This is a genomic window from Thermodesulfobacteriota bacterium, from assembly GCA_039028315.1.
Taxonomy (GTDB): Bacteria; Desulfobacterota_D; UBA1144; order Nemesobacterales; family UBA2774; genus CR02bin9.
This window is the reverse complement of the sequence record JBCCIH010000061.1, coordinates 1-11,329: the sequence shown is the minus strand read 5'-3', so window position 1 is coordinate 11,329 and position 11,329 is coordinate 1. Positions and strand designations below refer to the sequence as shown.

Here is an 11,329-nt window from a genome sequence, read left to right as displayed (position 1 = left end):
GTATGCGTTTATTGGGTTAAAAACAGTGAGCGGCTGATTGCAGAAAATATCCAGATGGTAACACTGAACAAAAGCTTTAACTTGTTCACCGTAACCAAAGAAGAACTCTCATCTGAGCTTAAGTTCCTAACTGCTATGAGCTCTTAATAAGTCTCTAAGTGATAAGCACTATTCTTAAGTCCATTACGTTTGTATTAGTAGGACCTGTGACTATAAGGTCACCTAAAGGGTCAAAGTAGTTGTAGGAATTATTCTCACATAGATACTCGTAAGCATTTAGCCCCAACTTGTTTGCTCTATTTATAGTTGATCCATCTGCCAATGCGCCGGCTGCGTCTGTTGGCCCGTCGTTTCCGTCTGTTCCTGCGCTCAAAACTAGCGTGTTTTCTAAGCCCTCAATATCTATTGCCGCTGCTAGTACAAATTCCTGATTTCTTCCGCCCTGTCCTTTGCCCTCGATTGTAACTGTGGTTTCTCCGCCAGAGATAATGCAGGCAGGTTTATTTACTGGATTGCCTGATGCGATAATTTCTTTTGCCACTGCTGTGTGAACTTTGGCAACTTCTTCAGTCTCACCGTGTATGTAGGTTGAAAGAATAAGACTGTTATACCCAAGACTCAACGCTTTTTCCTTTGCCGCTTTGACGGCAAGTATGTTGCTTCCTACAATCACATTATGAGTTTTTTCAAATATTGGACTATCCGCTTTAGGAGTATCTTCTATCTGACCATCACAACCCATCTCTATATAATCAATTACTCGTTTGGGCACTCTTTCATCAAGGCTGTACTTATTGATTATATTTCTACAGTCATGAAAGGTATGAGTGTCTGCTACAGTGGGTCCAGATGCTATTACATCTAAGTTATCTCCGATTACATCTGACAATATTAACGAGATCAATGTTGAAGGATAAACGAGCTGTGCTAAGCGGCCGCCCTTGACTGCAGAGATCTGTTTTCTAATGGAATTTATCTCATGAATATTGGCGCCGCACTCTAAAAGAGACTGCGTAACCAGCTGTTTGTCCTCTAGTGTGAGGTTCCCGGCAGGCACAGGTAAAAGCGCAGATCCTCCCCCGGATATAAGGCAGATCACAAGGTCTTTTTCCCCTGAACTATTTAAGAGGTTCATTATCTCCCTGCTGCCTTTAAGTCCTTCATCATCAGGCACGGGGTGGCCAGCTTCATTAATTTTTACCTTACTAAGCTCTACCGAATGTCCGTATTTTACGTTTACAATTCCAGATGTTAAACGCTCGCCTAAAATATCCTCAACAGCCTTAGCCATAGACGCCGCAGCCTTTCCCATTCCAATAACATAGATGTTGTCAAAGCTCTCAAGGTGATATTCTGCGTCTTGGAGAATGAGCTTATTCCCATCCCGCCGCACATGATTTTTGACAGCGTTTATAGGGTCTACTGCTTTGAGTCCAGCATCGAATATTTCTTTCGCGTCTTTTCTTAGTTTTTCCGTACCCATAGTTTGAATTATAACGGAGTCTCCCCGTCTAACAATAATCTGATAATTGGTTATTCTTAAATCAGATGCGAAAATTTCATGCACTTTATGTTTTATTCTTACTTTTGATTGTTTTCACGATTAACTCGGGAGCCCAGGATGAGCCAATGAGTTGTCCTCAGAAATGCGTCGAGAGTCAGAAGAACTGTGAGCTCTCTTGTTCTCAGATTGTTGGTGGCGGAGCTAAGAGTCGTGAGCGTAGAATATGCACGAATGAATGTGCAAAGGACCTTGATCCATGCAAACAAAGATGTCTTAATCCTACACCTAAACCTACTTTAAAGCCTGAGCGATATCACGATAAGCCCTGTGAGAAATCATGTGAGCTTAAGGCCTATGACTGCAATAACGAATGTACAAAGTTTACAGGCGGGGGAGCTAAGAGTGAGAAAAAAGCTGCCTGTAGAAAAGACTGCAGCAAGGGTCTAGATGACTGCAAGAGCTGGTGTGTAAATCCTACTCCCAGACCAACCCTAAAACCCGGTTTTCTAGATGACAAACCATGCCCTGAGGTCTGCAGGTATAAAAAACTAGACTGCGAGGCCAACTGCAGCGTATATCTTGGAGGGGGCGCTAAAAGTGAGAAAAGAAGTAAATGTATGCTTGAGTGCAGAGACTTTAATGATCAGTGCTTGGGAGAATGTAAAAACTAAAGCTCACGCTTCATATCTTCAATTTCTTTGTTTAGAAAATAAGCTAGAACAATTCTAATAACTACTATTCCGCCAAGAAAAATTAGTTCATCGGTTGTTTGATGAATTACTGTCTTTATAATGTCCGCAACAATCATTATCTCAAGGCCAAAAAGAAGATAAATCCCTAAGTAGCATCTCACAGACATGATATCTTTGGTACTTACGCTCTTGTTTTTTATCCTCAGAGCAAAGTAGTCGTACATAGATCTAACAAATCCCCAGAGAATAAACAGTATGGCGACAAGGTCTATTATTTCGGAAACTGGAGTGAAAATTATTACTAAGTACTCTTCAATGTGAAACATTTCTGCACCTAATTTACTCTTATTTTGTAATGTCTAATATTTGATCATATGTTTTATCTAGGTGATTTATTAGAAACTCTGCGGGGTTGCCGTTAGCTATAAGATCTTTGTACTTTAGTACAACACCCTGCCATCCATCTGGGTTCCAGTATGCATGTTCTTTAAGTGTGATATTAGAGGTATCTTCGATCTCAGGGTAGGCGGTAATATAGAAATACGGTTCTGTCACTGCTTCATCACCAATAAGATAACCAAAGCCAATTTGGTCCAAATTTTTAGTGTCTTTCCCAGGGTGAGTAGTGAACGCAATATCCATGTGATGTGTCCAAAGCTGAACTGGACTTGTCTCAGAATCTATTGTTCCTTTAAATGTTTTAAAAATTATGTCTACAAGTGAATATGATTTAAAAATTTCACTTGCTGCAGCCTGGTCGTATTCCGTCTTCGAGGTGTCCTTAAATTTCTCAAGATCTAACTCGGGCTTTATATTCATAGTGTTCAATATTGACAAGAGATCGCTTGAGAACTCAGCTACCGATTGTCCTGTAAGCGCTATGTTTCTGCTATGTCCAGTGCTAGTTGTTATTTGAGCGCTGTGTGAGATTAGATTAATTGCAATTTCGAACGTGTCCCCGTCACCATATGATATTGGAGTTGTTCTAAACCCCTGTGGGGCTGCTCTTAGGCTTATATGCCAATACTCCTTTTGTTCTGGAGTCATTTGTGCTCTGATTGCTCCCACAACCTTGGCGTATGACTGAATTGTATCTCTAGTTTTATAAACCCTATCGTACTCTAAAATGGGAAAAGCGTTTTTTGTGATCATAGTTATATAAGCTCCACATCGGCCATAATTTCAACCAGAGAAAATGTTTTATGCTTTAATGCTTTTCTTAGCGCTGGGCCAAATTCTTTCTTTTTTGTGACTCTAATTCCAAGCCCGCCGCATGAGTTAACAAAATCTGCAAAGTTGGGGTTGTGTAAAGACGTTTGCCAAACTTCCCAGTTCCCAGCCTTTTGCTCCTTACTAATTTTACCTAACTCTTTGTTATGAAGGAGAACGTGGGTGATATTCATACCGTATTTCACGGCAGTTGTTACTTCTGCTAAATACTGGCCAAAGCCGCCGTCTCCTGAAACTGACACGACCTTACGGCCTTTAAATTTTGGATCATCTTCCTGAGTGGCCGACCAAGCTCCAAGCGCCGCAGGGAGTGAAAAGCCAATTGAACCAAGATAACCTGACATAAGTAGCGCCTGATTTTTACATTCAAAGTAGCGGCCAAAGGAATATGTATTGTTACCAACGTCGACGGCGATTATAGCATCCTCTGGCACAAGTTTGGACATTTCTTCAAATATATGGGCTGAGCTTACACCCATTCCCCTGTCGTCTTTTCTTCGGCTCTTTTTCTCATCTCTCCATATAGCCCAGCGTTTTGCAATATCTTTTCTTCTGTCTTTGGATTTAGCTTTGCCTTTCACACCTTTTTTAATCAGCTCAGCAGTTACTCCGATCTCACCCCATAGTGGAACTGTCACAGAGTGAAACTTGGCAAGCGCCATGTTATCAAAGTCCACATGAATAATTGGTTTTTTAGATGAAATACCTGTGTGGTTACTAAAGCTAGCACCGAAAACTACGAGAAGATCGGACTCATTCATAAACCAGCTCGCAATTGGGGTCCCGCTACGACCTAGCACTCCGCATCCAAGCGGATGGTCATCAGCTATGAGTCCCTTTCCTTTGAAAGTTGTGAAAACTGGACATTTCAGCATTTGGGCAAGCTCAATGATTGCATCCATATTAAACCGCGCGCCGTGTCCAACAATTATTGCGGGTCTTTCGGCTTTTCTTAATAGCTTTATTGCTTGATCTAGAGTTTCTTTAGGAGGGCTTATGGTCAGCGGCGTTACTCTGCCTTTAGGAGAGCCTGCATGGGCTTTCTTAGGTGCAGGAAGAGTCTGTACTTCATCCGGGAATACAAGATGAGATACACCTCTGTTTAATATTGCACTCTTAAGAGCAAGGTTGATTAGCTCAGCATGTTTACTAGTGGGAAGGACTGTTTGAGACCACTGCGCCACTTTTCCAAAAGCTGCTTGAAGATCAACTTCCTGAAAAGCCCCCGGGCCAAGCACCTGAGTGTCAACCTGACCGCTTAGGGCAAGAACTGGGCTTCTGTCGACATTCGCATCCCAAAGACCAGTTAGCAAATTGGTTGAGCCCGGACCTGCTATTCCAAGACAAGCTGCAGGTCTGCCGGTAAGTTTTCCATAAGCTGAGCAGGCAAAAGCGGCTGCGCCCTCGTGGCGTATTCCATAGTAAGAGAGATTACCAGCCTGCTCCTGTACTCTGAGCGCATCAGCAAGTCCTAAGTTAGAGTGTCCAACCATGCCAAAGATTTGTTTTACGCCCCAGTTCACCATTGTCTCTGCCATAATATCTGTTACGGTTTTAACATGCTCTGCTTCATCTTCTAAAGCTACATAGATTCCGTCATCTCTTTGCTCTATTTCATATGTGGGGACACCGTCGTCAAATCCGCCTGGCGAGTCTCCCGTTATCGGATTAAAGTCCCACCCGTGCCAAGGGCATCTTAAAAATCCGCTTTCAATTGATCCTTCGCCAAGCGGGCCGCCTTGGTGAGGGCATTTATTATCCAGCGCTCCAAATTCGCCTTTGTAATGGCTTAAGCAAATTGTTAGGTTTCTGCATGTTCTTGTTGTCACACGGCCTTCTGGAAGCTCTCCATGCTCGAGCACCTTATACCATGATTTATGAGTCTTTCTTTCATATGTCTTAGCCATGAGATAATCCCCCTAATTCACTTATAATACAAAATCTACAAAATATCAAAACATATCTTGGTATTAGATGTTTTTAGATTATAAAAGTTACGAGACATTCATAAATTTAATATAAAGGGGGTGATACTAAAACATTACTGCTGGGCGAGCGAGTATGTATTTATGACTTCAAGAATCTCTTTGGATAACGAATTACGGTTATCAAGATTCATCTTGAAAAGCTCCACATCATCTCTTTGCTTTATCTTTCCCTTTATGCCGCCATCAGTGTGGGAAATTGTTGCTATTACCAAGTTGTCTGAATCAAAAACTTGCGAAACTAGACTAACAAACTTAGATGATAAGCATTCCATCTTGCCAATCTCATCGATTATTACAGGCCGCTTCTTGTTGCTAAAATCAAAAGACGTGAGGAATCTATCAAATGCTTCTACATCGACCCTGTATTTACCAACATGATGAGGGCTTTCAATTAGAATATGGGCAAATATAGCAGTACTTCCATCCAGTCCCATGAGTTGAAACCCTTTTCTTTGACTCTCATTTCTGATCTCTTCAGTGTAGAAGCCAACTGGATGAGAATCTTTTATTTGTGCGTAGATTTCTTTTATTAAAGTGGTTTTGCCTATTCCGGGAAGACCGGATATGAGTATATTCTTTTTCTCTTTCCCCATGTTATCCGACCACTAGGCGCGGTTTATTTTTTTAAGACTAGATAGAGTAGGAGCTCAGAAGTAAAGTGGAGCCGTATTTAGTTTTTTAGACTATCCGCGCATTCTCTTATAATATTAACAGCGCTATCTATTTCTTCATAGGTGTTTTCTGTAGAGAAGCTGAATCGAATGCTGGAGTAAGCCTCTTGTTCCGTTAGTCCCATAGCACATAGGACATAAGAAGGGGCGGTTTCAAAATTTGTACATGCAGAGCTCTGAGAGCATCTAACGCCGTTTTTGTCTAGCTCTTTAACCAGTTTTCTTGCGTCAATGCCGGCAAACATAATATTAGTGGTGTTACAGACACGGTGTTTCGTATCACCATTTACTTTTGTGCCCGGCACAAAATCAAGCACCATTGCCTCAAACCTATTTCTCAGATCCTCCATCCTGTAGATCTGCTCAGATAGGTTTTCTTTTCTGATTTCAGCAGCTTTCCCCATGCCGACTATCCCTGGAAGGTTTTCTGTTCCAGGGTGAAATCCTTCTTCTTGAAAGCCGCCAAATAATATAGGGGCAAGCATATACTTGTCCTTTGTGTAAATTGCTCCAACGCCCTGAGGCGAGTGAAATTTATGTCCGGTAAGGGAGAAGAAATCAACTGGAATTTCATTTATATTCATCTCGATTTTGCCAACTGCTTGTGCAGCGTCAGTGTGAAGAGGGACCTCAAGCTCGCTGCAGATCTGTGCAATCTCAGGAATTGGTTGTATGATTCCTGTCTCGTTGTTAACCCACTGAATTGAGACGAGCTTAGTATTCTCGTTTACTGATTTCTTTAATTCATCTGTATCTATTAGACCGCCACCGTTTACCTCAAGTTTTTTAATCGTTACGTCGTGCAGTTTAAGAAAGTTGCACATTTTATGAATAGATGAGTGCTCGACCGTTGTGGTTAGAATCTCACACCCGTTTGTTTTATCTCTGGTGCAGGAATAAAATGCCATGTTATTTGATTCAGTTCCAGAGCCTGTAAATGTGATTTTTGAAGTAGGTGCTCCGATAAGCTCAGAGAGCTGTTTTCTTGCGAGTGCCAGATGCTTGCGTGCCCTTTTGCCGCTAGAGTGTGCGCTTGAAGGGTTTCCGAACTCGCTGTCCATAACCTTGAGCACTTCTTCCCTGACTTCTGCAAGCGGCTTAGTAGTGGCGTTGTTATCGAAATAAATCTCTTTGTGTTTCATAGCCCGGCCCTAGAAGATTATTATACATCATTTAGGCTTTGATTGGCGAGGGCTAAAATGAATTTCTGAAAGCTTAATTAGCTGTTTCAGACTCATACTCTTCAGGAGTCATTATAGTAATGCAGGGGCGGTTGTCGCCTTCTTCAAGCGGGCCCAGGTGTGACATTAGCGACACATCTTGTTCTTCACCGTCTTTTTTAAATTTAACTGGGAAGTAAATTAAATTGGACTTACTGGACTGACGGTGTATTCGCATATAGTACAAAAAACCGTTAATTAAATCAGTAGTCCTTTTTTTTTCATCTTCACCTTCTTCGGTGCTTTTTTGATCAGGCACTAACCAGTTGTCATAAACTGTGGACGTAACAAATACTGGGATTAAAAGCCCCGCCTCTTTGGCTATTTCAGAAATATTTTTTTGCTTAGCTCTAGTTGTGTCTTCGCTCATTATTACTCCTCACTTACTCTGGCAGCTTTGCAATTATTCTTGTCGGAGCGCCGCTGCCGTTTTTTATTTTCATAGGCAGTGCAATGATAAATGCACCTTTAGGCGGTAGTTTATCTAAATTAGCCACATTTTCGAATGCCGGAATATTTTCCTTAAAAAGTATCTGATGGGCTTGATAAAGTTTTGACTGGCCGTAATCAATGCTGGGCGCATCAAGACCTATTGCAGCTATGTTTCTGTTCTCAACTAGCCAAGCGGCTGCTTTGGGATCAAGCCCCGGAAAATGAAGCTCAGCCACAGCTTCAGGACCCCGTTTGTCTGTTCCCATATATTTAACTCTATCAGGCCAGTACTGCGCGTAACCCGTGTTTAAGAACACGATAGAACCATCTGCAATCTTTCCATGCTTGGCCTCCCACATCTTAAAGTCCTCTACACTCACTTGATAGTCAGGGTTGGGAAGGGCTTTTTTAGAAACGTCGATTACAACACCAGGCCCAATAAGATTCTCAAGCGGAATTTGATCCGCGGTAAGCTTACCTTTGGCAAAATGAATTGGAGCATCAACATGGGTTCCCCCATGCTCCGCTGCTGAGAAATTATGCGACTCATAAAAGAAGCCTTCGTCGGTATAGCCTTGAAAAACGGTCTCTAACTTAAATTCTTGGGCAGTAGGCCAGTATATAGTCTCACTTGAAAAATCGTGACTAAGATCAATCCACTCTCCGCCCATTAAAGTGTCAGGTTGTGAATATGAAAAATCAGCGGTGAATAACGCCAATAAAGCAGTAAGTAATATTAAAAACCGTTTAGAAAAATTACTCATCTATTTTTCTCCCTTTAGGGCTTATTCTCTAAATCCAGATCGTTAAATTCTTGGGTATCTGAGAGGTCTAACTCAAAGTCTCTTATATGATCTATTTCAACAGTGACATTTTTCGTTTTACACTCTAGCACATGGCCGCCGGATTTCTTATCATCGGCTATAAAGTGAAAATGAAAACCGGACTGGCTCAAGCCTCCGATATATGTCGGCATCCAGAATCCAACGATGGTTCCTTTGATGCTCCCCAGATCAAATTCAGACTGAGTTTCTACTGCATAGCTTATTGGGGGGTAGGGCTTATGCTGAGCGTGAACGCTTCTAGTTTTCATGTATTCAAATTCGCCGCTAACTTTGAGCGCATAGAAAATGTTGTCCAATGGCAAAGCCTCTTTTATATATTTTTGAAGCTCTTCACAATTAAGCGCTTTTTTCGGAGTAAGAGTCTGATTTACATCAAAAAAAGTAACCACTGCAAAGGGTGATTTAAGAGAATCGTCGACTACAAATACATTGCCTTCAGAGTCGATTCTGTAGAATACCCCGTCAAGAGCGACCATCTCTCCGTCTAATCTGTTAAATGTTCCAAGCCCGAAGTCGCCGTGTTTTTTCAGCTCGCCGTATGTTAGGTCGCCTTCATATACTCCCTCTATTAGTGCTTCAAACACCGAGGCCTGAAATATGGAGTCATGATGCTCCTCTTGCTGCGCCATACTGTGTGAGTGAAATGTGATAATCATGATTGCTATTAGTATCTTGGCCAGATTAAATTCACTTAGTATCTCAGCCCTTTTCTTCAAGATCTATATCCTCCAGGAGTTTAGTCATAAGTTTTTGGTATTGCTTTTCTGTAATAATCTCACTGTTTGATTCCATTCTGTCTAAAAATACTATTCCATCTAAGTGATCGAGCTCGTGCTGAAAGATTCTTGCAATAAAATCAGAGAGTTCATCTTCTACATGATCGCCGTCTCTGGTTTGGTATTTTACTTTAATTGTTTTATGCCGAGGTACAAGCCCTCTTATCCCTGGAATACTAAGACATCCCTCCCAGTCCTTCTCAAGCTCATCTGAACGAGAGATTATCTCAGGGTTTATCAGTGCAATTGGACCCATTTCTTGAGCATTAGGATAACGAGTATTTGGCTTAGAGGAGATGATAAAAATGCGCTTGGATTCATAAACTTGAGGAGCCGCGATCCCAACGCCATTAGAATCAGTGCAGGTTTCAATCAAGTCATCTATAAAATTTTGAAGCTCTTCATCTCTTATGTTTTCTATTTCTTGAGCCCTTTTTCTTAACACCGGGTGACCAAGTTCTGATATCTCTAAAATTTTTGCCATGACGAATAATATTATACTGTTATTGTAAAGTTGTAATCTCAAAATATTATCTTGATATTTCATTATACTAAATTGTTGACATTGTGCTTAACACTCGTTAAGAAATTAGTGGAGCTATGAGAGAAACCGCACTTAATTCAATTCATAAAGAGCTTGGGGCAAAGATGGTAGAGTTTGCCGGCTGGCAGATGCCTGTACAATATGAAGGTCTAAGACAGGAGCATCTGGCTGTAAGAAGCTCTGCCGGACTTTTTGACGTAAGCCATATGGGCGAGATTGAGGTTATAGGGAAAGACGCTATCGATTTTTGCCAGTGGGTTACAACTAACGATGTGAAGAAAGTGCAGGATGGCCAAGCGCAATACACTCTGCTTTGTAATGAGCACGGCGGAGTTGTTGATGATGTAATTATCTATAAATTCTCAGACGAGCATTTTTTATATTGCGTAAATGCGTCAAACAGCGACAAGGATTTTGCATGGATTAAAAAGGAAGAAGCCAAATTTGATGTCGAAGTAACTGATGTGAGCGCTCAATACTCTCAAATCGCCATTCAAGGCCCAGAGGCCATTGCAATCTTAACAAGTGCAATTGAGACTAATTTAGATCACATAAGAAAATTTAGATTCGATCTTATTAGTTGGTCTGGTTTTGAGATGATAGTTGCCCGCACAGGATATACGGGGGAGGAGGGCTTTGAAATCTTTTTGCCCTGGGATAAAGCGCCGCTCTTATGGAGAAAACTGCTTGAGACTGGGGCAGATTCAGGCATTAAACCCTGTGGTCTAGGAGCGCGAGATACGCTTAGGATAGATATGGCTTATTCTCTTTATGGGCACGAGATTGATGGTGACATAAACCCTTTAGAAGCTGGGCTTAATCGCTATATAAAGCTCGATACTGATGACTTTATCGGAAAGAAGGCTCTGGTAGAGTCATTAGAAAATGGACTTGAAAATAACCTAGTGGGATTTGAATTGCTTGACCGTGGAATTCCCCGCCAGGGTTACGGTATATTTATTGATGGTAGTAATGTAGGTAATGTAACAAGCGGAACTTTATCCCCAAGTCTTGAAAAATCGATCGGCTTGGGTTATTTAAATAATAAAGTAGAGCATGATAACACAATACAAATTGAAATAAGAGGCAGCCTAAGGGATGCTCGTATAGTTAGTATCCCCTTTTATAAAAAGTAGAATATATATAGGAGATTGAAACATGGCACAGGCAGTTGAAGAACTCAAATATACCAACGATCATGAGTGGGCGCATGAAGAGGCAGATGTGCTCGTAATCGGCATAACCGATTATGCCCAGGACTCTCTTGGAGAGATCGTATATATTGAGCTTCCGAGCGAGGGGGATGAAATTACCAAGGGAGATCCCTTTGGAGCGGTTGAATCAACAAAGGCAGTGTCTGATCTATATGCACCCGTGAGCGGAGATGTTGTGGAAGTAAATGAGGTGCTCTTGGATTCGCCTGAACT

13 protein-coding genes are annotated in these 11,329 nt (G+C 41.6%); 3 read left to right on the top strand and 10 right to left on the bottom strand.

What is annotated here, in order from left to right:
• Positions 1–154: 154 nt before the first annotated feature.
• Complete coding sequence (locus tag AAF462_05355; protein ID MEM7008546.1) at positions 155–1,483, bottom strand: glycerate kinase; 1,329 nt, start codon at positions 1,481–1,483, stop codon at positions 155–157.
• Between the two features lie 146 nt (positions 1,484–1,629).
• On the opposite strand from AAF462_05355, the gene AAF462_05350 reads away from it, so the two are divergent.
• Positions 1,630–2,175, top strand: a complete 546-nt coding sequence (locus AAF462_05350) for a hypothetical protein (protein ID MEM7008545.1) — start codon at positions 1,630–1,632, stop codon at positions 2,173–2,175.
• Here the strand turns inward: AAF462_05350 and AAF462_05345 are convergent.
• The 9 genes from AAF462_05345 to def all read right to left on the bottom strand — a co-directional run bounded on the left by AAF462_05345 (position 2,172) and on the right by def (position 9,842).
• On the bottom strand, positions 2,172–2,522 hold the full coding sequence (locus AAF462_05345; protein ID MEM7008544.1) for a DUF1622 domain-containing protein: 351 nt from the start codon (positions 2,520–2,522) through the stop codon (positions 2,172–2,174). The genes AAF462_05350 and AAF462_05345 overlap by 4 nt on opposite strands.
• A 19-nt stretch (positions 2,523–2,541) precedes the next feature.
• Positions 2,542–3,348 (bottom strand): DUF5996 family protein, encoded by an 807-nt coding sequence (locus AAF462_05340; GenBank protein ID MEM7008543.1) that lies wholly within the window; start codon positions 3,346–3,348, stop codon positions 2,542–2,544.
• Positions 3,349–3,350: 2 nt separating this feature from the next.
• On the bottom strand, positions 3,351–5,333 hold the full coding sequence (locus AAF462_05335; GenBank protein ID MEM7008542.1) for a thiamine pyrophosphate-binding protein: 1,983 nt from the start codon (positions 5,331–5,333) through the stop codon (positions 3,351–3,353).
• A gap of 134 nt (positions 5,334–5,467) precedes the next feature.
• A complete protein-coding gene (locus tag AAF462_05330) occupies positions 5,468–6,007 on the bottom strand; it encodes an NTPase (protein ID MEM7008541.1) in 540 nt (179 codons plus the stop codon).
• A 77-nt stretch (positions 6,008–6,084) separates the two neighbouring features.
• Positions 6,085–7,227, bottom strand: a complete 1,143-nt coding sequence (locus AAF462_05325) for a cysteine desulfurase family protein (GenBank protein MEM7008540.1) — start codon at positions 7,225–7,227, stop codon at positions 6,085–6,087.
• Positions 7,228–7,300: 73 nt separating this feature from the next.
• Positions 7,301–7,675: a DUF6573 family protein gene (locus AAF462_05320; protein MEM7008539.1), complete on the bottom strand. Its 375-nt coding sequence runs from the start codon at positions 7,673–7,675 to the stop codon at positions 7,301–7,303.
• 13 nt (positions 7,676–7,688) lie between these two features.
• A complete protein-coding gene (locus AAF462_05315) occupies positions 7,689–8,501 on the bottom strand; it encodes a cyclase family protein (GenBank protein MEM7008538.1) in 813 nt (270 codons plus the stop codon).
• Positions 8,502–8,515: 14 nt separating this feature from the next.
• Entirely contained in the window at positions 8,516–9,298 is a 783-nt protein-coding gene (budA, locus tag AAF462_05310; GenBank protein ID MEM7008537.1) for an acetolactate decarboxylase, read from the bottom strand.
• The gene (def, locus tag AAF462_05305; GenBank protein ID MEM7008536.1) at positions 9,282–9,842 is read right to left on the bottom strand and encodes a peptide deformylase; all 561 of its coding nucleotides are present in this window, start codon (positions 9,840–9,842) and stop codon (positions 9,282–9,284) included. Before def ends, budA begins: the two co-directional genes overlap by 17 nt.
• 116 nt (positions 9,843–9,958) lie before the next feature.
• Between def and gcvT the strand changes: the two genes are divergently transcribed.
• Positions 9,959–11,038, top strand: coding sequence for a glycine cleavage system aminomethyltransferase GcvT (gene gcvT, locus AAF462_05300; protein ID MEM7008535.1), 1,080 nt, complete (start codon positions 9,959–9,961; stop codon positions 11,036–11,038).
• Between the two features lie 22 nt (positions 11,039–11,060).
• Positions 11,061–11,329, top strand: a 269-nt coding sequence (gene gcvH, locus AAF462_05295) for a glycine cleavage system protein GcvH (protein MEM7008534.1), incomplete at its 3' end; no start/stop codon positions are given.